This window comes from Arthrobacter sp. 7Tela_A1 (assembly GCF_049311065.1).
Taxonomy (GTDB): domain Bacteria; phylum Actinomycetota; class Actinomycetes; order Actinomycetales; family Micrococcaceae; genus Arthrobacter_B.
Genome location: NZ_JAXIOO010000021.1, coordinates 31,996 through 53,584 on the forward strand (window position 1 = coordinate 31,996; position 21,589 = coordinate 53,584).

Here is a 21,589-nt window from a genome sequence, read left to right on the forward strand (position 1 = left end):
CGAATCCGGAGCGGCGCGGGCCGGCCGGGTGCCGGGTGCCGGGTGCGGGTGCCGGGTGCGGGTGCCGGGTGGATCTTAGCCCTGAACTCCGTGCTCAGACTCGGACCCAGGAATAACCCGCACTGCCTGGATCCTGTGGTGGTCAACCTCCATGACACGCAGCTGCCCGCCCGGGGAAGGGACGGTGTCTCCGGGAACGGCCATGCGGCCGAGCTGGTCCAGAATGTAGCCGGCAACCGTTTCGTACTGCCCTTCAGGCAGCTCTATGCCGGTGAGCCGGTCGAACTCCTGGAGGATTAATCCGCCGTCGACGAGCATTCCGCCTTCCAGGGCGAGGTGGCGGTCCTCCGGGTCCCGGGCGGTGTCATATTCGTCGTAGATCTCGCCGACAAGTTCCTCGACCAGGTCTTCCAGCGTGACGATGCCGTCAGTGCCCCCGTATTCGTCGGCCACGACGGCGATATGGCTGTTCTCCCGCCGCATCCTGGACAATGTCGGCAGGACGGTTGCCGTACCCGGCAGGAAAAGGATGGGCCGGGCAATCTCACCGAGCCGTGTCTCGCCGGACGGGCCCGGATCGCGCCCGATGAGGTCCCGGACGTGGATGAAGCCGAGCACATCATCCGGTGACGCGCCCATGACCGGATAGCGGGAATAGGGCAGCTCATGGACGCGGACCCGTGCTTCGGCCAGAGTGAGGGATGCGGGAAGGAACTGGACCATGGGCCGCGGGCGCATCACTTCCTGCAGCAGCCGGTGGCCGGCGCTGAAGACATCCGCCAGGATGCTGCGGCTTTCATCCGCGATCGCGGGACTCGATTTCACCATCTCCAGCAGCTCCTGCTGGGAAATGGGGACGTTCTTCAGCTGGGGATCTCCGCCCAAAAGGCGGACCACGGCGTCCGTGGAGACAGACAGCAGCCGGATCACCGGGCGCATCACCGCAGCGAAAACGGACAACGGGGGAGCCAGGACACGGACAAAGCCTTCCGCGTTCTGCATGGCGAGCCGCTTGGGAACAAGTTCGGAAAACACCAGGGACAAATACGCGACCACCAGCGTCATGGCCACAAACGCGGCACTCCGGGCCAGGGGAGGCGCCAGTCCCCAGCCCTCGAGGCCGGGGGAAATTGCCGGCGCCAGCGCCGACGCCCCGTAGGCAGCCGAAAAGAAACCGGAAAGGGTGACGCCGATCTGGATGGCAGAGAGGAACAGGTTTGGGTTCCGCGCGAGCTGCGCGGTCCGTGCACCGCGCTTCCCGGATTTTTCCAGCCGGAGGATCTGGCCCTCGCGAAGTGTCACCAGGGCCATCTCCGCTGCGGCGAACACGCCGCCGAGCAGGATGAAGAACAGCACCAGGACAATGTTCAGTAATGCACTGCCGTCCATGATGCGAGGGTACCCATGCGCAGGCCGCGGTGACAGTGCCCAAAGACCAGCGGCGGATGAGATGAGGAACACAGCGGAGTAGGGACGCTGCCCGGCGCCGTCGGGAGATACAAAAAGACCCTCCCGGTAACCGTGGTTACCAGGAGGGTCTTCACTGTGCGCGGAGGGGGACTTGAACCCCCACCCTCAATAAGAGGACTAGCACCTCAAGCTAGCGCGTCTGCCATTCCGCCACCCGCGCTTAGGTGTCTTCCGAAGAACGTTTTTTATTCCGTTTCTTCGTTTGCAACGGGAAAAACTCTAACACGGTTTTACCGGGAAGAACGAATCGGCCCAGTTCAGCTCCGAGTTCCGTGACGCGGCTGGAACAAAGCCGGGCTTCCGGCGTGCCCAGTGGCTAGGCTGGCCCTATCCCGCTGAGCAAGGAGAAGTGCATGAGCGTTCGCGCCGAAGACGAAGTCACCCGTATCTGCCAGGATCTGATCCGCATCGACACCTCCAACTACGGTGACGGAACCGGACCGGGGGAGCGCAAGGCGGCGGAATACGTCGCCGGGCTCATCGAAGAGGTGGGGCTGTCAGCTGACCTGTTCGAATCCGCGCCCGGCCGCACCTCGGTGGTGACCCGCCTTGAGGGCTCTGATCCCTCCCTGCCCGCGCTGGTCGTCCACGGCCATCTCGACGTCGTGCCGGCACAGAAGCAGGACTGGAGCGTGGACCCGTTCAGCGGCGAGGAACGGGACGGCCTGATCTGGGGCCGCGGGGCTGTCGACATGAAGGACATGGACGCCATGATCCTCGCGGTGATGCGCGAGATGGCCCGCACAGGCACCCGCGGCCGGCGTGACCTCATCTTCGCCTTTTTCGCGGACGAAGAAGCCGGAGGCAGCTACGGAGCCAGCTGGGCCGTGGACAACCGGCCGGAGCTTTTCGACGGCGCCACGGAAGCGATTTCGGAGGTCGGCGGATTTTCGGCAACCATCGGCGGCAAGCGCACCTACCTGCTGCAGACCGCTGAAAAAGGAATCTCCTGGCTGCGCCTGAAAGCACACGGCCGGGCCGGCCACGGCTCGCAAATCAACACTGACAACGCAGTGACCCGCCTGGCAGGCGCCGTCTCCCGGATCGGCGCCCACGAGTGGCCCATTGAACTCACCGACACCACCCGCGCTTTCCTGGACGGGGTGACCGAGCTGACCGGCGTCGAGTTCGATCCCGAGAACCCCGACAAGCTGCTCAGCGAACTCGGTACCGTGGCCCGGTTCGTGGGTGCAACGCTGCAGAACACAGCCAACCCGACACTCTTGTCAGCCGGTTACAAGCACAACGTCATCCCGGGCACGGCGGAGGCGCTGATCGACGCACGGACGCTGCCCGGTCAGGAAGAGCATCTGCTGGAAGTTATCCGCGGTCTGGCGGGTGACGGAATCGACGTCAGCTACGAACACAAGGATGTCTCGCTGGAGGTGCCCTTCTCCGGAAACCTGGTGGATTCGATGGTGGACGCCCTCCAGGCGGAAGACCCGGGTGCCCCGGTGCTGCCGTACACCCTCTCCGGCGGCACCGACAACAAATCCCTTAGCCGCCTGGGCATCACCGGTTACGGTTTCGCTCCGCTGCGCCTGCCCGAGGACCTTGACTTCACCGGGATGTTCCACGGCGTGGACGAACGGGTCCCGGTTGATTCCCTGAAGTTCGGCACGAGGGTACTCTCCCGCCTGCTCCGCGGGTACTAGGCACCCACCACGACCCGCCCGACCCGACCGCCCGGAAGGAACCCCAACCGATGCCCGCCGCAGATATCCTCACCCCCGACCTGCTGGAACGGCTGCGCCGCCGTGCTCCGGAGTACGACCAGCGCAATGCCTTCTTCGACGAGGACCTCCGAGAGCTGCGCGACGCGGGTTACCTGGCTCTGTTTACGCCGGTGGAGCAGGGCGGTTCAGGTCTGGGCATTCCGGAGGTCGTGGCGTGCCAGCGGCTGCTGGCATCTGCGGCACCGGCCACCGCGCTTGCCATCAACATGCATCTGGTCTGGTGCGGTGTCGCCCACCTCCTGTCCCTGAGGGGGGACAACTCCCTGTCTTTCGTCCTGGAAGAAGCCGCCCGCGGCGAGCTCTTTGCCTTTGGAATCTCCGAACCCGGAAATTCAGCCGTCCTTTTCGATTCGTTCACGGCTGCGGTCCCGCAGGGCGGCGGAAGCTACGTGTTCACCGGGCGGAAGATCTTTACCAGCCTGTCTCCGGCGTGGACCAGGCTGGGCATCTTTGGAAAGGATTCCACCGACCCTGCTGAACCGAGTCTGGTTTTTGGCTTCGCGGACCGGTCCACTGCAGGAATCTCGGCCCTGGATGACTGGGACACCATGGGAATGCGGGCTTCACAGTCACGGACCACGCTGCTGCAGGACGCCCTCATACCGGCGGACCGGATGGTGCGGCACACGCCCGTGGGCCCCCACGCCGACCCCTTCGTGTTCGGTATCTTCAGCCTCTTTGAGACGCTGCTGTCCGCGGTGTACACGGGAATCGGGGAACGCGCGGTGGAACTCGCTGCCGAGGCTGCCGCAGGCCGTACCAGCCAGGACGTTCCGGCGTCGCAGGATCCGCACACCCGCTGGCGGATCGCCGACGCCGCCATCAGGATGGACGGTGTCCTGCTCCAGCTTGAAGCCGTGGCGCGTGACCTGGAAGAAGGCGCTGACCACGGAAGTTTCTGGTTCCCCCGGCTCTCCGGCCTGAAGCTGCGTGCAACAGATACCGTGCGCAGCGTGGTGGAGACCGCCATGAAAACTGCCGGCGGCCGCAGCTACTTCCGCGGCCAGGAACTGGAGCGGCTCTACCGGGACGTGCTGGCGGGAATGTTCCATCCCTCAAGCGAGGACTCTGCCCATAACTCCATGGCGAATGCACTGCTGGGGCCGGTCCAGGACAGGTAAAAAGTCTGACGGCTAGACAGTCCGCTGGACCCGCATGACTTTTCTCCGCAGCCAGTACCGGTGGACGCCTCCGCGGTAAATGCGCGTGCGCTGGAGCTCCCACTTGCCGTACTCCGCGTGATCGGTGATTTTTCGGCGGGCTTCCGGCAGCGACTCGTGGGGGCCGACGGAAAGAACCAGATACTCATAGTCCTTGGCGGGAGCGGCAGGAAAGGACCGGTCCGGTTTCAGAATTTGTTCTCGCATTTCCATCCCATTTTGCCTGCTTTGCGGCTAACGTCTAGTCCATGAGCATAGATCCGCGCGTTGCGCTCCAGTCCCTGGTTGCTGCTTTCGAAGAGCACCTTGCTGCTGCTGCCACCCGCCGCGGAGAGAAGGATCCCGCCGTCGAAAGCGCCTACCTGGCTATTGCTGATGCTTTCGAAGTCTACGAGGAAGTGCTCTACGACGCCTACGGTGAAGTCACGCCGCTCGAGATTTACGACGATGAAGAGGGCGACGAGGATCTGATGGACGAAGACGAGGACATCCTGCGCAGATCAGGTACCAGCAGTCCAACGGCCTTCGGCACCGAGGAAGAAACCGAAGAGTTCGACGGCGACCCTGAACCCTACGGCCGGCAGGCCGGCAGCGACCGCTAGCCCGGTAGGCCTGCCGGGCGGGCCCCTGCGCGTGCCCTAGAGTCGTAGGGTGAATTGGTTTGAAGCGATATTCCTCGGTTTCCTTCAAGGACTGACCGAATTCCTGCCCATCTCGTCCAGTGCGCACCTGCGGATCGCCGGTGAACTGCTGCCCGGGGCCCAGGACCCCGGCGCCGCCTTTACGGCTATTACCCAGCTCGGCACGGAGACCGCCGTCGTTGTCTATTTCTGGAAAGACATCGTCAGGATCGTGAAAGCCTGGTTCGGTTCGCTGGCCGGCCGTGTACCCCGCTCCGATCCGGACGCCCGCATGGGGTGGCTGATCATCGTGGGTTCGCTGCCCATCGCCATCCTTGGCCTGCTCTTCCAGGACCAGATCGAAAGCACGTTCCGCAGCCTCTGGCTCGTTGCGACCATGCTGATCGTGTTTGGCATCATCCTGGCCATCGCAGACACCGTGGGGAAGCAGCAGCGGACCCTGGACCAGCTGACGTACAAGCACGGCATCTTCTACGGTTTTGCCCAGGCCCTGGCACTCGTCCCCGGCGTGTCCCGTTCCGGCGGCACGATTACCGCCGGGCTGCTGATGGGATACACCCGGGAGGCCGCCGCGCGCTACGCCTTCCTGCTTGCCATTCCCGCGGTCTTCGGCAGCGGACTGTACCAGCTCGCCAAGTCATGGGGGGAAACCGGACCCTACAGCGGCGCCGAGACCGCCGTCGCCACAGCGGTAGCCTTCGTTGTGGGCTTCATCATCATCGGGTGGTTCCTCCGCTACGTTTCCACACGCAGCTACCGATTGTTCGTCTGGTACCGGATTGGCCTGGGCGTGGCGATCTACGCTGCGCTTGGGTTTGGGGTGCTGCAGCCCTGAGCGCCTCAGCCGCCCCGCTTTACGAATGTGTTCCCGCCGTCCAAGTAAGTAGAGTTGACCTGTGATCGCCTGGAAATCCCGCCCCCTTCCCGACCTGCCCGGCAAGTCCCCGGAACTCGTTCTCTTTGATACAGCCCAGCGCAGGACGGTCCCCGTCCAGCCCGGCGAGGAGGCTGGACTCTACGTCTGCGGCATCACCCCCTACGACGCCACCCACATGGGGCACGCGGCAACCTACGTTGCGTTCGACCTGCTGAACCGCCAGTGGCGGGATGCCGGGCACACCGTGAACTACGTCCAGAACGTCACCGACGTCGATGACCCGCTGCTCGAGCGTGCCGCCGCTACCGGCGTGGACTGGACGGTCCTGGCCAAGGAACAGACCCAGCTCTTCCGGGAAGACATGGAAGCGCTGAACGTCCTGGCGCCGCGCAGCTACATCGGCGCCGTGGAGTCCATCGAATGGATTGTCCCCGTGGTCGAAGAGCTGCTGGACAGGGGCATCGCCTACCGGGTACCGGAGCACGGCTCCGAGCCCGGCGGCGACGTCTATTTCTCGGTTGAGGCTGCCCAGGAACTCGAAGCCGACGGACCCGGTGCCTGGTGGCTCGGGCAGGTATCCGGGCTCACTGGGGAAGCAATGCTGCCGGTCTTTGCAGAGCGCGGCGGAGATCCGGATCGTCCCGGGAAACGTCACCCGCTCGATGCCCTTCTTTGGCGTGTGGCCCGGCCGGACGAGCCGCTGTGGCCGGGGGGACGTCTGGGCGACGGACGCCCGGGCTGGCACATCGAGTGTTCGGTGATCGCCCGCCGGTTCCTGCCGGCACCGTTCACGGTCCAGGCCGGGGGATCGGACCTGATCTTCCCGCACCACGAAATGAGCGCCGGCCATGCCTACGCCTGTTCCGGCGAGCCGCTGGCACGGCACTACGCCCATGCCGGCATGGTGGGGCTCGACGGCGAGAAGATGAGCAAGTCCCTGGGGAACCTGGTCCTGGTCTCCCGGCTGCGCGCCGACGGCGTGGAACCGGCCGCTATCCGGACCACCCTGGCCGGACACCATTACCGTTCCGACTGGTTCTGGACAGCGGATGATCTGGGGCGTGCGCAGGAACGGCTCCGCCGCTACCGCCAGGCACTGGAGTTCACCAGCGAAGAGGCGGCTGCGGACCTGCTGGCACAGTTCAGGTCATCGCTTGCCGACGACCTGAACGCGCCCGCCGCCCTGGCCGCGGCTGACGAGTGGGCTTCGGCCCTGCTTGACCCGCCCGGCAACCCGTCCGCCGGGAGCAGTGCAGGAGCCGGCCTTGCTGCCGCAGCGTTTGACGCCCTGCTGGGCATCACCCTTCGGTAGCGCGGGGCCCGGAATTTCCGGGGGTGCAGGTTCCGGCCCGGCGGCTTGGTCCTGGAAACTTGGTCCCGGAAACTTAGTCCCGGCGGCGGCGCTTGAGGTAGCGCTCGAACTCACGGGCGATTGACTCGCCGGTGGCTTCGGGCAGCTCAGCTGTGTCCTTGGCTTCTTCGAGCTGGCGGACATAGGCCGCAATTTCTGGGTCTTCCGTGGCAAGTTCGTCCACGCCCCGCTCCCATGCCTCGGCCTCTTCGGTCAGCACTGACGTGTCGATCGGAACCTGCAGGAGCTCTTCGATCCGGTGCAGGAGCGCCAGCTGCGCCTTCGGCGACGGCGGCTGTCCGACGTAGTGCGGAACGGCAGCCCAGAGCGAGAGTGTGGGTATGTCGGCAAGCGTGGCTACCTCCGCCAGGACGCCCACGATGCCGATGGGTCCTTCGTAGTGCGAGGCCTCAACGCCCAGGTGCTCACCCAGGTCCTCCTCTTCGCACGTGGCGGTGACCGGTATGGGACGGGTGTGCGGAACGTCGGCCAGCAGGGCGCCGGCCAGCACGATGCAGTCCACCTCCAGTTCCTTCGCCAGGCCAATCAGCTCCGCCGTATAGGCACGCCACTTGTAGGACGGTTCAACACCTGTCACCAGGATCAGGTCAATGTTCGTACCTGGAACTTCGGCACGGGAAATGCGCGTGGTGGGCCATTTGATCCGGCGCTGCCCTGACGCGCTGCGCTCGATCGCCGGGCGCGTGAACTGGAAATCGTAGTACTCGTCCGCGTCGATGCCGGCGATTTTCTCGCTGTCCCAGTAGAGGGACAGGAAATTCAAGGCATCGCTCGCTGCCTCTCCGGCGTCGTTCCACCCTTCGAAGGCTGCCAGCATCACGGTCACCCGCTCACCGGTGCCGCCGAAAAAATCCTGCAGGCCGGCGGCAGGGGACTTATCGGAATTACTCACAGATTCACCTTATGCCCACCGCACCGCACTGTCAGGCCCACGCGCCGCCCAAGGAGACGCCGGGGCGAGGAAGATGGCAGCCGCCACGTAGACTGGGCTTATGTCCCTCCCTGGTGTCCCGGTCCTGCCCAGCGGCTCCGCATCCGTGCTGCAGGCGGTGTTCTGGGACATGGACGGAACCATCGTTGACACCGAGCCGTACTGGATCCAGGCGGAGAAGGACCTTGTCACTGCCCACGGCGGCACGTGGACGGACGATGACGCCGAGGAACTCGTCGGCCAGGCCCTCGACTATTCGGCACGCCGGCTGCAGCAGGCCGGAGTTGCGCTGCCCGTCGAGGGCGTTGTCGCGGCCCTCGCCGGCGAAGTTGCCCGGCATCTGCGCGTCGGCGTCCCCTGGCGCCCCGGAGCGCGCGAGCTCCTCGAGGAGCTGGCTGCCGCGGACATCCCCTGCGCCCTGGTCACCATGTCCACCGGACCGCTGGCCCGCCTCATCGCGTCGGCCCTGCCGGAGGGGACCTTCAGCTCCGTCATCAGCGGGGACATGGTGGCACGCGGCAAACCGCACCCCGAGCCCTATCAGCTTGCCTTCGACCAGCTCTCCGCAGCCGTCCCCGGACTCGCCAAGTCCCGCTGCCTGGCGGTCGAAGACTCCTATCCCGGTTATACCTCCGCGCGGGAAGCTGGCCTCCCGGCCCTGGCTGTCCCGCATATGGTCCCCTTCCCGCCGGACCAGGACAGGATCCAGTGGGACACCCTGGCCGGACGGAGCCTGGCGGACCTGCAGGAGCTCGCTGCCCTTTCGGCAGGAGAGGCACAATGACACAGGGACCGGACGCCCCGAAGAAAGAACGAAGCGAAGGAATTCCCCTGGGAAAGATCGGGGGAGTCCCGGTAACGCTGGCATGGTCCTGGTTCGTGATCGCCGCCGCGATCGTGTTCCTGTTCGGCCCCCGGGTCGCGGATGTGCTCCCGCAGCTTGGCGGAATCGCCCCCTACGCCGTTGCCCTGGGCTACGCCCTTCTCCTGCTGTTGTCCGTCCTGGTCCATGAACTGGCGCACGCGCTGACGGCACAGGCCTGGAAATGGCCGACGCCGAGGATCGTGCTCACGCTGTGGGGCGGCCACACACAGTTCGGCGACGTGCGGGCCACTCCCGGCAAGTCACTGCTCGTGGCCCTGGCCGGCCCGGCGGCAAACTTCCTCCTTGCACTGTGCGGCCGGGTGGTCCTGGCCTTCCTGGAGCCCGGCACAGTGGCCTGGCTCCTTACCGACATCTTCGTCTGGGCCAACGTCCTGGTAGCCATCTTCAACGTGCTTCCCGGTCTGCCCCTGGACGGCGGCAGGATCGTGGAAACGATCGTCTGGAAGGTGACCGGAGTCCAGGAGAAGGGGACTGTGGCAGCAGGCTGGGCCGGGCGGATTATTGCGGCAGCCCTCGTTGCCGCAGTCTTCATCCCGCCCTATCTCCAGGGCCGGACTCCGGGGCTCAGCCTGGTCCTCGTGACAGCACTCGTCTCCGGGTTCCTGTGGATGGGAGCCTCTGCGGCTATCACCAACGCGCGGATGCGGCTGCGGCTTCCCGCCGTGTCGGCTGCTGCCCTGATGGAACCGGCCCGGCAGGTCCCGGCCGGCCTGCCAGTCCTGGAAGCGCAGCGGATCGCCGCGGAGGCGGGAACCGGTACCGCACTGGTGGTGACTGCCGCCACCGGCAGGCCCGAAGCCGTCGTCGACAGCGGCGCCCTCTTCGCCGTCCCGGCAGAATACGCCGCCGGGACACCTGTGGAGGCTGCAGCACGTGCCCTTGCACCCGGTGCCTATATACCGGATGCCGCCACGGGCCAGGAACTGATCCAGTACCTCTCCAAGCTTTCCGGCAGCGAATACGCCGTCATCGACAAGGAAGGAACGGTGGTGGGACTGCTCCGGCAGGCTACCGTCGTTGCCGCCATTACCGGGCGCCGGCCGAAAACCGTCCGGCCCTAAGACTCCGGGCGGAGCAGCACGCTGATTCCGCCGAGACTATCGACCAGCCACACACGAAGGACAACGACAGATGAACAACCCGGGTATCCCCGCTTCCTCCGCAGCACACGGCGCGGACATGCGCCGCGGCCCCCTGCGTCCGGGCGAGCGCGTCCAGCTCACCGATGAGAAGGGACGCCGGAACACGATCACCCTCACGGAAGGCGGCGCCTTCCACACGCACCGCGGCTACCTTCCGCACGAAAGCATCATCGGTGTTCCCGAGGGCACAATCGTCACCAACACCACCGGGCACCAGTACCAGGTGCTGCGCCCGCTGCTGTCCGACTTCGTGCTGTCCATGCCGCGCGGTGCCGCCGTTGTCTATCCCAAGGACGCCGGTCAGATCGTCACCATGGCGGACATCTACCCCGGTGCCCGGGTCGTGGAAGCGGGAGTCGGCTCCGGCGCCTTGAGCATTTCGCTGCTGCGCGCCGTGGGGGACCACGGTTCCCTGCATTCCTACGAACGCCGCGCCGAGTTCGCGGACATCGCCCGCGGCAATGTCGAGACATTCTTCGGCGGCCCGCACCCCGCCTGGGACATCACCTTGGGCGACTTCCAGGATGAGGTCGTCAAGAACCAGGAGCCCGGGAGCGTCGACCGGGTGGTGCTGGACATGCTGGCACCCTGGGAGTGCGCTGACGCCGTGGCCACGGTGCTGGCACCGGGTGGCGTCTGGATCTCCTACGTCGCCACCGTCACCCAGCTTTCGCGCACGGCTGAAGCCATCCGCGCAGACGGCCGTTTCACCGAACCCGAAGGCTGGGAGTCGATGGTCCGCGGCTGGCATCTGGAAGGCCTGGCTGTCCGCCCCGACCACCGGATGGTTGCGCACACCGGTTTCCTGCTGTCCGCCCGCAGGCTTGCCGAAGGCGCCACCGGACTGGTTGCCAAGCGCCGGGCCTCGAAGACTGACTTCAGCCAGGAAGATCTCAACGCCTGGACACCCGCTGCAGTAGGGGAACGCGAAGTCTCGGACAAGAAACTCCGCCGGGCGGCCAAGGACGCCAGCTCCACCGTGCAACGCGGTGCCCTGCTCAATGCGGAACGTTTCCAGGAGGAGCACGGGCCGGAGTAGAACCCATAATGACTTAGCCGCAAAACACAAGACTCCTGACCCGGTGTATTGCTGGCCCCGCTACGTTATCGTCAAACGAAGGGACCTTAGCAGTGAAGGTGGTCGGAGAATGGTTGACGCGGAAAACACCAGTGGAACCGGGGCCGAAGGTACCCGCAGCGAGTACGGAACAGCCAGCGCGGAATCGCGGCAGCTCAATGTCCTCAGGGATAAGCTGCGCAACGTTGACCGCCAGCTGGCGGCCCTCACCCACAACAACGCCCGGCTGGTGGCCATGCTGGAAACGGCCAGGGCGGAGATCATCAGGCTCAAGGACGCACTGGAGAAGGAAGGCGCGACTCCGTTCAGCTTCGGAACCGTGCTTGCCGTAAACAGCCGCACCGAACCGGAGCCCGGGGTTTCCACCACGGCTACCGTCCAGGAGAGCGTGGACATCATCCAGTCCGGACGGAAGCTGCGGGTAGCGGTGAGCCCGCTGCTGGACCTCGGGCAGATCGTGCCCGGCCAGGAAGTCCTGCTCAATGAATCGCTCACGGTGGTCGCGGGCCTCGGCTTCGAGAAGGCCGGGGAGCTCTTCACCGTCCAGGAACTCCTGGACGGTGACCGGGCACTGGTAGTGGGCCGGGCCGACGACGAGCGGGTGGTCCGGCTCAACGGCCCGCTGATTGAAGAGAAGGTCCGCGTCGGAGACGCGCTCACGGTTGATACGCGGATCGGCTATGCGCTGGAGAAAATCCCCCGCAGCGAGGTTGAGAACCTGGTCCTCGAGGAAGTCCCGGACATCTCCTACTCCGACATTGGCGGACTGGGCCCGCAGATCGAAGCGATCCGCGACGCCGTCGAGCTGCCGTTCATGCACCCGGACCTGTACCGCGAACACGGGCTGAAGGCACCGAAGGGAATCCTGCTCTACGGCCCTCCCGGCTGCGGCAAGACCCTGATTGCCAAGGCGGTCGCCCATTCGCTTGCAGAGCGGGTCATGGAACAGACCGGAATCTCGGGAACCCGCAGCTACTTCCTGAACATCAAGGGTCCGGAGCTGCTGGACAAGTACGTCGGCGAGACTGAACGGCACATCCGGCTCATCTTCGCCCGTGCACGGGAGAAGGGATCCGACGGCAGCCCGGTCGTGGTGTTCTTCGACGAAATGGACTCTTTGTTCCGCACCCGCGGCACGGGCGTCTCCTCCGACGTCGAAACCACTATCGTTCCGCAGCTGCTGAGCGAGATCGACGGCGTCGAGAAGCTTGAGAACGTGATCGTCATCGGTGCCTCGAACCGCGAGGACATGATCGATCCCGCCATTCTGCGGCCCGGACGCCTGGATGTGAAGATCAAGATCATGCGCCCGGATGCTGAGGGCGCAGCTGAGATCTTCGCCAAATACCTGACGCCGGACCTCCCGCTGCACCGCGATGACCTGGCAGAGCACGGCTACGATCCGGTAGCCACGGTCCGGGAGATGATCCGGCGGACCGTCGAGAAGATGTACGCCGAGGACAAGTCCAACGAGTACCTCGAGGTGACCTACGCCAACGGTGACACGGAGATGCTCTATTTCAAGGACTTCAACTCCGGTGCCGTTATCCAGAACGTCGTGGACCGCGCGAAGAAATACGCGATCAAGGATTTCCTCACCCTGCGCCAACGGGGCCTGAGGATCGACCACCTGATGCGCGCCGTCGTCGACGAATTCCGCGAGCATGAGGACATGCCCAACACCACGAATCCCGATGACTGGGCACGGATCTCGGGCAAGAAGGGTGAGCGCATCACGTACATCCGGACCATCATCCAGGGCAAGGCCGGCCAGGAGCCGGGCCGTACCATCGAGACCGCGGCGAACCCGGGACAATATCTGTGACGGTCCGTCGGGTTATGGGGACGGAGACCGAGTACGGCGTCCTCGCTCCGGCCCTGCCCAACGCCAACGCCACCGTTCTCTCCAGCCAGATCGTCAATGCCTACGCGGCCACCGTCCGTTCAGGGATGGGCAACCTCTCCGGGACCCGGTGGGACTATACGGACGAGGCGCCGCTGAACGATGCCCGCGGGTATACCGTGCCCCGGACTGCGGCCGATCCAACGCAGCTGACCGACACGCCGCCTGTGCTGGATGCCGAGCAGATCGCCATGGAAGGCGGCGGGCCGTCCGCCTTGTACGGCGAGACGCAGGACAGCACTGTGCTCATGAACATGGTGCTGGGAAACGGTGCGCGGCTCTACGTGGACCACGCGCACCCGGAGTATTCCTCGCCTGAGGTGACAAATCCCCGTGACGCTGTGCTGTGGGATAAGGCGGGCGACGCCGTCGTGCTGGCGGCCATGCGCCACATTGCGCGCACTCCGGGCTTCGCCCCGGTGCTCCTCTACAAGAACAACACGGACAGCAAAGGTGTCTCCTACGGCGCCCATGAGAACTACCTGGTCCCGCGAAGTGTGCCGTTTACCCGATTGGTATCGGGGCTCCTCCCGTTTTTCGCCTCCCGACAGGTGATCTGCGGTTCCGGGCGCGTCGGGATTGGCACCAGCAACCAGCGGCAGGGCTACCAGCTGAGCCAGCGCGCTGACTTTTTCGAGACCGAAGTCGGACTGGAGACGACGATCCGCCGGCCGATCGTCAACACCCGGGACGAACCCCATGCCGTAGCGGAGAAGTACCGCAGGCTGCACGTCATCATCGGCGACGCCAACCTCAGTGAAGTTTCGGCCCTGCTCAAGGTGGGGACGACGTCGGCGGTCCTGTCCCTGATCGAAGCCGACGCCGTGCCGGAGATCGAACTGCGTGATCCGGTGGGTGCCCTGCAGCTCATCAGCCACGATCCCGCACTGACACAGCTCGTGGAGCTGAAGGACGGCCGGATGGTGACCGGACTGGACCTCCAGGAGATGTATCTCGAAGCGACGGCGGCCCATGCCCGGACGGGCGAGGGCGCCGACGCAGCGACCGAGGACATCCTTAACCGGTGGATGTCCGTGGTCGGCATGCTGAAACGGGACCCGATGGCGGCGTCGGCCCAGGTGGACTGGGTGGCCAAGCTCAAACTCCTGCAGGCTTACCGGGACAGGGACGGCCTGGCCTGGAACGATGCCCGGCTGAACCTGATCGACCTGCAGTACGCCGACATGAGGCCGGAGAAGGGGCTGTACTACCGGCTCGCCGCCCGCGGCCAGATGGAACGGATCCTGACCGATGAGCAGATCGCAGCGGCGGTGACCCGGCCGCCCGAAGACACCCGCGCCTATTTCCGCGGCCGTTGCATTACCAGGTTCCCCGACGAGGTCATTGGTGCCAGCTGGGATTCCATCATCTTCGAGCTTCCGTCACGGCGCAGGCTCCAGCGCATTCCCACGCGTGAACCGCTGCGCGGAACGAAGGCTCTGACTGGGGAGCTTTTCGACGTTTCGGCCGATGCGGAGGATTTTGTGGCCAGGCTCCTGACCGGTCCGGAACCTACCGTGGCACCATAGGACGTAGGACACATCTACCGAGCTGGAAAGGGCAGCGTCATGGCAACCCAGGACAGAAAGAGCACCGGATCCCGCCCCCAGGAGCAGGAGGAAACCGACGAGGCAACACCACCTCCGGCAGCCGAACCCGCCGAACAGTCGACGGCCAACACCGAAGGTGTGGACGACCTTCTTGACGAGATTGACGGCGTCTTGGAGAACAACGCAGAAGAGTTTGTCCGCGGCTTTATCCAGAAAGGCGGTCAGTAGCGGATGACTCAACCGGACCCTGCACAGGCGGTGGCTGCGGCAGCCGGCTCGTCGTTTAGTGAGCATTTGAGCCGCCACCATCCCGACCTTCTTCCGTCCGCCCGGCGGCTGGGGTCCATACCTGCAGGATCCGCAGCCGGAGCAGCGCCGCAGGCAACGACCATCGTGTCCCTGACCTACGCCGGCGGTGTCCTGATGGCGGGGGACCGGCGGGCAACCATGGGCAACATGATCGCCAGCCGCCACATCCGCAAAGTCTTTCCGGCGGACAACTACTCCGTGCTCGGCATCGCCGGGACGGCAGGGATCGCGCTGGACATGATCCGGCTGTTCCAGGTGGAGCTGGAACACTACGACAAGATCGAGGGCACCCCCATGAGCCTGGACGGCAAGTCCAACCGGCTCGCGGCCATGGTCCGCCAGAACCTTCCCCTGGCACTGCAGGGCCTGGCCGTCATTCCCCTCTTCGCCGGATACGACACCGACCGCCACGAGGGCCGGATCTTCTCCTACGACGTCACCGGCGGACGGTACGAGGAATACGAGCACCACAGTGTCGGGTCGGGTTCCGTCTTCGCACGCGGAGCCCTGAAGAAACTCTGGCGGCCTGGCCTGGATGAAGAGCAGGCAGTGCGCGTGGCCTTGGAGTCCCTCTACGACGCCGCCGACGACGACTCCGCGACCGGGGGACCGGACCTGGTCCGGAAGCTGTGGCCCGTGGTGTACATCGTCAATGCGGCGGGGATCCGCGAGATTCCCGAGCGGGAACTGCACCAGATGGCCGAAGAGCTCGTGGCACGGCGTTCAGTCGCCGGGCTGGAGGCTTAGCCGATGACACAGCAGTTCTACGTATCGCCCGAACAGCTCATGAAGGACCGGGCGGATTTCGCCCGGAAAGGAATTGCACGCGGCCGTTCCGTGGTGGTGCTCACCTGCCGCGACGGCATAGCCTTTGTCGCGGAGAACCCGTCGCCCTCCCTCCACAAACTGGGTGAGATCTACGACCGGATCGGTTTTGCGGCGGTGGGTAAGTACAACGAGTTCGAGAGCCTCCGGCAGGCCGGAGTCCGCTACGCGGACGTACGGGGATACTCCTATGCCAGGGAAGACGTATCCGCCCGGGGACTGGCCAGTGTCTATGCCCAGAGCCTCGGTTCGGTCTTCACCACCGAAGGTAAACCGTTCGAAGTTGAGCTCGCCGTCGCCGAAGTCGGATCCGAACCCTACAGCGACCACCTCTACCGCCTCACCTTCGACGGTTCGATTGCCGACGAGAGCAACTACGTGGTCATGGGCGGGCAGGCGGACATCGTCAACGACTCCCTGGCCCGGGCCTGGTCCCCGGACACGTCCTTCAGCGAGGCCATCAAGGTAGCCGTCAAAGCGCTCTCAGCCACGCGGAATGCTCCTGACGCGGGATCCGGCGGCGACTCGCCGGCGTCCACGCCCGAGCTGCTGGGGGCCGGCCTCCTGGAGGTCGCCGTCCTGGACCGGGATCCGCTGTCGACCCGGGGGACTGTCCGGGCTTTCCGCAGGATTGGAACCGTTGAGCTGGACCGCTTGCTGGCCGGCGCGGAAGGAGACTGATGGACCGCAGGATCTTCGGCGTGGAGACTGAATTCGGGATCGCCTACTCTGGACCGGATTCGCGGCCGCTTTCACCGGAAGAAGTGGCACGCTACCTCTTCCGCAAGGTGGTGAGCTGGGGAAGGTCATCGAATGTCTTCCTGACCAACGGCTCACGGCTCTACCTCGACGTCGGATCGCACCCCGAATACGCCACGGCGGAATGCGACGACCTGGCGCAGCTGATCGCCCATGACCGGGCCGGCGAACTGATCCTCGACGACCTCGTTGACGAAGCGGAGGAACGGCTGCAGGCGGAGGGCTTCAACGGCAGCGTCTACCTCTTCAAGAACAACACTGACTCCGCAGGCAATTCCTACGGCAGTCACGAGAACTACCTCATTCCCCGCCGGCTGGAATTCTCCCGCCTGGCAGACATCCTGATCCCGTTCCTGGTCACCCGGCAGCTGCTTGTCGGCGCCGGAAAGGTCCTGAAGACGCAGTCGGGTTCCCTGTACGCGTTCTCCCAGCGGGCCGACCACATCTGGGAAGGGGTGTCCTCCGCAACGACCCGTTCGCGCCCGATCATCAACACCCGCGATGAACCCCATGCCGACGCCGAGCATTACCGCCGGCTGCACGTCATTGCCGGCGATTCCAACATGTCCGAGACCACCTCGATGCTCAAGGTCGGAACTGTGGACCTGATGCTGCGGATGATCGAGGCGGGCGTGATCATGCGCGACCTCAGGCTGGAGAATCCTATCCGCAGCATCCGGGAGATCTCCCACGACCTCACCGGGTCGGCCCCGCTGAAACTTGCCAACGGGTCCAGCATGACCGCCCTGGAGCTGCAGCACCTCTATCTGGAGCGTGCTGCGGACTTCGTGGACGCGAACGGTGCGCATAACCGGTACGTTCCCCGGATCCTCGATTTGTGGGGCCGTGCCCTGGACGCTGTCGAGACCGGAGACACCTCACGGATCGACACGGAAATCGACTGGGCCATCAAGAAGAAGATAGTTGACCGCTACGCTGAGCGCTCCGGCCTGGACATGGCATCCCCGCGGCTGGCCCAGATCGACCTCACCTACCACGACATCTCGCGCAAACGGGGACTGTTCTACCTCCTGCAGTCCCGCGGAGAGACAGCACGGGTGGTCGACGACAGTGACATTAAAGAGGCGGTGGACGTCCCGCCGCAGAGCACGCGTGCCAAACTGCGCGGCGACTTCGTCCGCCGGGCGAAAGCTGCCAACCGTGATTTCACCGTCGACTGGGTGCACCTGAAGCTCAATGACCGCGCCCAGCAGACAGTGCTGTGCAAGGACCCCTTCGCCGCGGTGGATGAGCGGGTGGAGGCGCTGCTGTCCACCCTCTGACCCCGGCACGGCAGCTTTCCAGAGCTGGGGCACCGCTGTCCTAGGCTCCTCTCAGGTGCACGCGTTAGGGTGGGACATGCTGTCCGGATGCGCATGCGCCGCTGCGGTGCCCGCTTCCGGGAACAGTCACATTGTCCGCCACTGAAAGAAGTACTGTGCGAAAAGTACTAGCTATACTCCTGCCCGCCCTCCTCCTGCTGACCGCCTGTTCAGGCGATGACAGCAGCGGCCCACTGTCCTCGGTCAAGGTCAGCTCCACCGGCGACGGCAGCGTCCCCACCGTGGAGTTCGACGCGCCGCTGACAGTCGACGAGCCCACGCTGGTGCGGGTGAACGACGGCGACGGCGAGGAACTCACCGAAGGCCAGACGGCGTCCGTCCGCCTTGTGGTCCTCAACCCCGAGAACGGGGAAGCAGGCCAGGAGACCTACACGGCCGAGACGGCCGAGGACATCGCCGTGGATGACTCCCTCAAGCAAGGGAATGAGCAGATGTACAGCGCCCTCGTGGGCGCACCGGTCGGCTCTGACTTCGCCTACTACGTGCCCGGCAGCGAAGACACCGGAACGCAGTCCCAGTTCATCGTGTTCACCCTGACCGATGCCCGCGACGTTCCCACGCGTGCCTGGGGTTCGGATGTGGACCCCGTAGAGGGCCTCCCGACGGTTGAGCTTTCCGACGAAGGACAGCCCACCATCACTGTCCCCGAGGCTGAAGCACCCACCGAGCCGGTCGCCCAGGACCTGAAGAAGGGCGACGGGGCTGTCATTGAAGCTGATGACACCGTCACGGTGCAGTACCACGGCGTGAAGTGGTCCGACGGAACTGTCTTCGACTCCAGCTGGGAGAGCGGCAGCGCCGCCACCTTCGGCCTGAATCAGGTGATCTCTGCCTGGACCGAAGGACTGGCCGGAAAGACAGTTGGCTCCCAGGTGCTGATCGTGGCACCTCCCGCCACGGCCTACGGCTCCCAGGAGGGCCACGAGCTCCAGAACGAAACCCTCGTGTTCGTCGTGGATATCCTCGAGGCGAAGTAACCGCCTTAGCCGGATAAGATTGCAGGCAGTCCCAAACGAAGGAGTTCCATGTCATTCGGAAAGCGCGAGTACGACCGGCAGAAGCCGGAAATCGATTTCCCGGAGCACGATGCCCCGACAGACCTCGTCATCGAGGACATCGTTGTCGGTGACGGTGCCGAGGCAAAGCCCGGAGACACCGTCTCCACCCACTATGTCGGCGTAGCGTTCTCCACCGGGGAAGAATTTGACGCCTCGTGGAACCGCGGTGCCCCGCTCGACTTCAAGGTCGGAATCGGCCAGGTCATCCAGGGATGGGATCAGGGCCTGCTGGGAATGAAGGTCGGCGGACGCCGCCGCCTCGAGATTCCCGCACACCTGGCGTACGGTGACCGGGGCGCCGGCTCAGCCATCGCCCCGGGGGAGTCCCTGATTTTCGTCGTGGACCTGCTCGGCGTCCGCTAAGGACCGCAGCACTCTCCATCCGCATCCAGGGGCGGGCACGCCGGCGGCGCACACCCCCCCCCCGGACCCCCGTGGCGGGGGGGGCGCCGCGGGGGGGGCCGCGCCCCCGCCGCGGGGCCGCCCTTGGCGTGTTTGGCGCCGCTCGGGCGGTAGATTAGCCGTGTGTCCCAGCAACCTGCCGAAAAACGCACTGAACGCCTGCTCAACCTGGTCATCGCCCTGCTCTCCAGCCGGCGCGGCTTCACCAAGCATGAGCTGTTTGAAGAAATCGAGCTCTATTCCGAAGCCGCCTCCACGGAGGCCCGCGAAAAGCTTTTCGACCGGGACAAAGCCTTCCTGCGCGAACAGGGCATTCCCGTGGAGTCCTACAGCGACGATGCCCTCTTCGAAGGGGACAACACCGTCCAGCGCTACCGGATCCGCAGCGAGGAGTACCGGCTGCCCGAGGTGACCTTCACCAACGCCGAATCAGCGGTACTCGCCCTGGCCGCCCAGATGTGGGAACAGGCAGCGCTGGGTTCCGCAGCGGCCCGCGCAGTGCGCAAGCTCCGGGCACGGGGCGTGATTGCCGAAGACGCGGCGGCCAGCCCGATCCAACCCGGAATCCGGACCAGTGATCCGACGTTTTCGGCCGTGTTCCGTGCCACGGCCGGCCGCGTGCCCATCACCTTCGGCTACCGGGCAGCAGGCGGTACGGAAGCCACCCGGCACCTTGAACCGTGGGGGATGGGATCGCGTTACGGGCATTGGTACGTGGTCGGCTGGGACAGGGACCGCCAAGCCGAACGTTACTTCCGCCTCTCCCGAATGACCACTGCGGTCAAGACCGGCCGCGGAAGCTACACAGTTCCTGAACACTTCGACATCCATGCCTCCCTCGCTTCCCTCGATGCAGTGTTCCCGGAGCAGCAGGCAGTGGTTGACGTGCGTTCCGGAGCCGGCGCCGAACTGCGCCTGCGCGCCGGAACAGCCAGCCCAGCTGGCCCGGAGCCGGAAGGACTCAGCGCACCGGCAGCGGGAATGGACCGGATCTGGCTCACGGTGACGGATGTTGACGGGCTCGCTGCGGACGTTGCGGCGCTGGGGCCTGCTGCCGAGGCAGTCCACCCTCCCGAGCTGCGCAGCATGGTGCAGACGACCCTGACGGCGGCCCGCGAAAGACAGCGGGAACCCGTTCCGGAGTTCCCCGAACCCGCAGCGCCGCGGACCAGGGCAGTGAAGGCCGCAGGGGCACAGGAACGGCTCAGCCGGTTGCTTGACCTGGTCCCGTACATCCTCGCCAACCAGGGCGCGGACCTGGAAGAGACCGCCGGCAGGTTCGGCGTGAGCCCGGAGCAGCTCGCTGCCGACCTGAACCTCTTGTTCGTCAGCGGTCCGCGCTATTACCCCAACGGGCTCATGGACGTGGATTTCGAAACGGGCCAGATCTTTATCGACAACGCAGAGAACCTTTCCCAGCCCGTCCGGCTGGCCATGGATGAGGCGGCCGCCCTCATCGTCGGCCTCGACACCCTGGCCGCCCTGCCGGGCGCTGCCCCCACTGATGCCGTCGCCAGTGCCCATGCCAAGCTCAGCGAGGCAGCCGGAACTGCCGGCACCGCCGGGTCCGCCGTAGCGGCCGCTCTCCTCCCGTCCGGGGCGGCACCGGCCCTGCTTGAAGACCTGCGCAGGAGCGTCAGCGACAAGCGGCGACTGTCGATCCGGTACGTGGTGCCGAGCCGTGACGAGGTCTCGGAGCGGGTTATCGAACCCCGGCGCATCTTCTCCGAGAACGACACCTGGTACGTCGACGCCTGGTGCCACCGGGCCGAAGCGACGCGGTTCTTCAGGGTAGACCGGATCGTGGAATGGGAGGACGCCGGCGCCGTCCCGCCGGACACCCCGGAACCCGTCCGCCAGTTCCCTGCCAGTCTGTTTACCGCGGGGGAGTCCGATGAGTCCGTCACAATCCGCCTTATGCCCGACGCCTCCTGGGTAGCTGAAGCGTATTCGGCAGAGCTCCGCACCGCATTGCCGGACGGCAGCCAGGTTGTGGTCCTGCGAACCCCGGCCACGGGCTGGATTCCGGGATTCATCGGTCGTCTGGGTGGAACAGCGTCCGTAGCGGCTCCCGAAGAGCTGGCGGCCACCACGGCCGCGTGGCTCGATGCCGCCCTGGAAAACTACGCGTGAACTGCCCGGGACTC

At 65.4% G+C, this 21,589-nt stretch carries 19 protein-coding genes, 1 tRNA gene and 1 pseudogene; 17 read left to right on the forward strand and 4 right to left on the reverse strand.

Translation table 11 applies throughout. From position 1 onward, the window contains the following. Positions 1 to 75: 75 nt before the first annotated feature. Both TVB01_RS10345 and TVB01_RS10350 read right to left on the reverse strand, forming a co-directional pair. Positions 76 to 1,389: a hemolysin family protein gene (locus tag TVB01_RS10345; RefSeq protein WP_422455816.1), complete on the reverse strand. Its 1,314-nt coding sequence runs from the start codon at positions 1,387 to 1,389 to the stop codon at positions 76 to 78. 157 nt (positions 1,390 to 1,546) lie between these two features. Continuing rightward, positions 1,547 to 1,630: transfer RNA gene (locus tag TVB01_RS10350), tRNA-Leu, on the reverse strand. Between the two features lie 193 nt (positions 1,631 to 1,823). On the opposite strand from TVB01_RS10350, the gene TVB01_RS10355 reads away from it, so the two are divergent. Further along, the gene (locus TVB01_RS10355) at positions 1,824 to 3,125 is read left to right on the forward strand and encodes a M20/M25/M40 family metallo-hydrolase (RefSeq protein ID WP_422455817.1); all 1,302 of its coding nucleotides are present in this window, start codon (positions 1,824 to 1,826) and stop codon (positions 3,123 to 3,125) included. Between the two features lie 50 nt (positions 3,126 to 3,175). Beyond that, positions 3,176 to 4,327, forward strand: a complete 1,152-nt coding sequence (locus tag TVB01_RS10360) for an acyl-CoA dehydrogenase family protein (RefSeq protein ID WP_422455818.1) — start codon at positions 3,176 to 3,178, stop codon at positions 4,325 to 4,327. 12 nt (positions 4,328 to 4,339) lie between these two features. Here the strand turns inward: TVB01_RS10360 and TVB01_RS10365 are convergent, their stop codons facing one another. Then, positions 4,340 to 4,573, reverse strand: coding sequence for a DUF5703 family protein (locus TVB01_RS10365; RefSeq protein WP_422455819.1), 234 nt, complete (start codon positions 4,571 to 4,573; stop codon positions 4,340 to 4,342). Between the two features lie 41 nt (positions 4,574 to 4,614). Here TVB01_RS10365 and TVB01_RS10370 point away from each other — a divergent pair. The 3 genes and pseudogenes from TVB01_RS10370 to mshC form a co-directional block, all read left to right on the forward strand. Beyond that, positions 4,615 to 4,860: pseudogene (locus tag TVB01_RS10370) on the forward strand (hypothetical protein); the annotation flags it as partial. Positions 4,861 to 5,017: 157 nt separating this feature from the next. Continuing rightward, the gene (locus TVB01_RS10375; RefSeq protein WP_422455820.1) at positions 5,018 to 5,842 is read left to right on the forward strand and encodes an undecaprenyl-diphosphate phosphatase; all 825 of its coding nucleotides are present in this window, start codon (positions 5,018 to 5,020) and stop codon (positions 5,840 to 5,842) included. A gap of 61 nt (positions 5,843 to 5,903) precedes the next feature. Continuing rightward, positions 5,904 to 7,196, forward strand: coding sequence for a cysteine--1-D-myo-inosityl 2-amino-2-deoxy-alpha-D-glucopyranoside ligase (mshC, locus tag TVB01_RS10380; RefSeq protein ID WP_422455821.1), 1,293 nt, complete (start codon positions 5,904 to 5,906; stop codon positions 7,194 to 7,196). A gap of 73 nt (positions 7,197 to 7,269) precedes the next feature. Here the strand turns inward: mshC and TVB01_RS10385 are convergent, their stop codons facing one another. Continuing rightward, a complete protein-coding gene (locus TVB01_RS10385) occupies positions 7,270 to 8,148 on the reverse strand; it encodes a PAC2 family protein (RefSeq protein WP_422455822.1) in 879 nt (292 codons plus the stop codon). 100 nt (positions 8,149 to 8,248) lie between these two features. Here TVB01_RS10385 and TVB01_RS10390 point away from each other — a divergent pair, with 100 nt between their 5' ends. The 12 genes from TVB01_RS10390 (at position 8,249) to TVB01_RS10445 (ending at position 21,575) form a co-directional block, all read left to right on the forward strand. Further along, positions 8,249 to 8,971 carry an HAD family hydrolase gene (locus TVB01_RS10390; RefSeq protein ID WP_422455823.1) on the forward strand — a complete coding sequence of 241 codons (723 nt, stop codon included), beginning with the start codon at positions 8,249 to 8,251 and terminating at the stop codon, positions 8,969 to 8,971. Next, positions 8,968 to 10,134, forward strand: coding sequence for a site-2 protease family protein (locus tag TVB01_RS10395; RefSeq protein ID WP_422455824.1), 1,167 nt, complete (start codon positions 8,968 to 8,970; stop codon positions 10,132 to 10,134). Before TVB01_RS10390 ends, TVB01_RS10395 begins: the two co-directional genes overlap by 4 nt. A 70-nt stretch (positions 10,135 to 10,204) precedes the next feature. Further along, on the forward strand, positions 10,205 to 11,254 hold the full coding sequence (locus TVB01_RS10400) for a tRNA (adenine-N1)-methyltransferase (protein WP_422455825.1): 1,050 nt from the start codon (positions 10,205 to 10,207) through the stop codon (positions 11,252 to 11,254). Between the two features lie 109 nt (positions 11,255 to 11,363). After that, a complete protein-coding gene (gene arc / locus TVB01_RS10405; protein WP_422455826.1) occupies positions 11,364 to 13,118 on the forward strand; it encodes a proteasome ATPase in 1,755 nt (584 codons plus the stop codon). 14 nt (positions 13,119 to 13,132) lie between these two features. Beyond that, positions 13,133 to 14,725, forward strand: coding sequence for a depupylase/deamidase Dop (dop, locus tag TVB01_RS10410; protein WP_422455827.1), 1,593 nt, complete (start codon positions 13,133 to 13,135; stop codon positions 14,723 to 14,725). Positions 14,726 to 14,764: 39 nt separating this feature from the next. Beyond that, a complete protein-coding gene (locus TVB01_RS10415; protein ID WP_422455828.1) occupies positions 14,765 to 14,974 on the forward strand; it encodes a ubiquitin-like protein Pup in 210 nt (69 codons plus the stop codon). A gap of 3 nt (positions 14,975 to 14,977) precedes the next feature. Next, the gene (prcB, locus tag TVB01_RS10420; RefSeq protein ID WP_422455829.1) at positions 14,978 to 15,802 is read left to right on the forward strand and encodes a proteasome subunit beta; all 825 of its coding nucleotides are present in this window, start codon (positions 14,978 to 14,980) and stop codon (positions 15,800 to 15,802) included. A gap of 3 nt (positions 15,803 to 15,805) precedes the next feature. Then, positions 15,806 to 16,561: a proteasome subunit alpha gene (gene prcA, locus TVB01_RS10425; protein ID WP_422455830.1), complete on the forward strand. Its 756-nt coding sequence runs from the start codon at positions 15,806 to 15,808 to the stop codon at positions 16,559 to 16,561. Next, positions 16,561 to 17,922, forward strand: coding sequence for a Pup--protein ligase (gene pafA / locus TVB01_RS10430; RefSeq protein ID WP_422455831.1), 1,362 nt, complete (start codon positions 16,561 to 16,563; stop codon positions 17,920 to 17,922). Before prcA ends, pafA begins: the two co-directional genes overlap by 1 nt. A 155-nt stretch (positions 17,923 to 18,077) precedes the next feature. Further along, positions 18,078 to 18,959 (forward strand): FKBP-type peptidyl-prolyl cis-trans isomerase, encoded by an 882-nt coding sequence (locus TVB01_RS10435; RefSeq protein WP_422455832.1) that lies wholly within the window; start codon positions 18,078 to 18,080, stop codon positions 18,957 to 18,959. A gap of 48 nt (positions 18,960 to 19,007) precedes the next feature. Beyond that, complete coding sequence (locus TVB01_RS10440; protein ID WP_227896651.1) at positions 19,008 to 19,403, forward strand: FKBP-type peptidyl-prolyl cis-trans isomerase; 396 nt, start codon at positions 19,008 to 19,010, stop codon at positions 19,401 to 19,403. A gap of 162 nt (positions 19,404 to 19,565) precedes the next feature. Next, positions 19,566 to 21,575 carry a helix-turn-helix transcriptional regulator gene (locus TVB01_RS10445; protein WP_422455833.1) on the forward strand — a complete coding sequence of 670 codons (2,010 nt, stop codon included), beginning with the start codon at positions 19,566 to 19,568 and terminating at the stop codon, positions 21,573 to 21,575. The last annotated feature ends 14 nt before the right edge of the window (positions 21,576 to 21,589 follow it).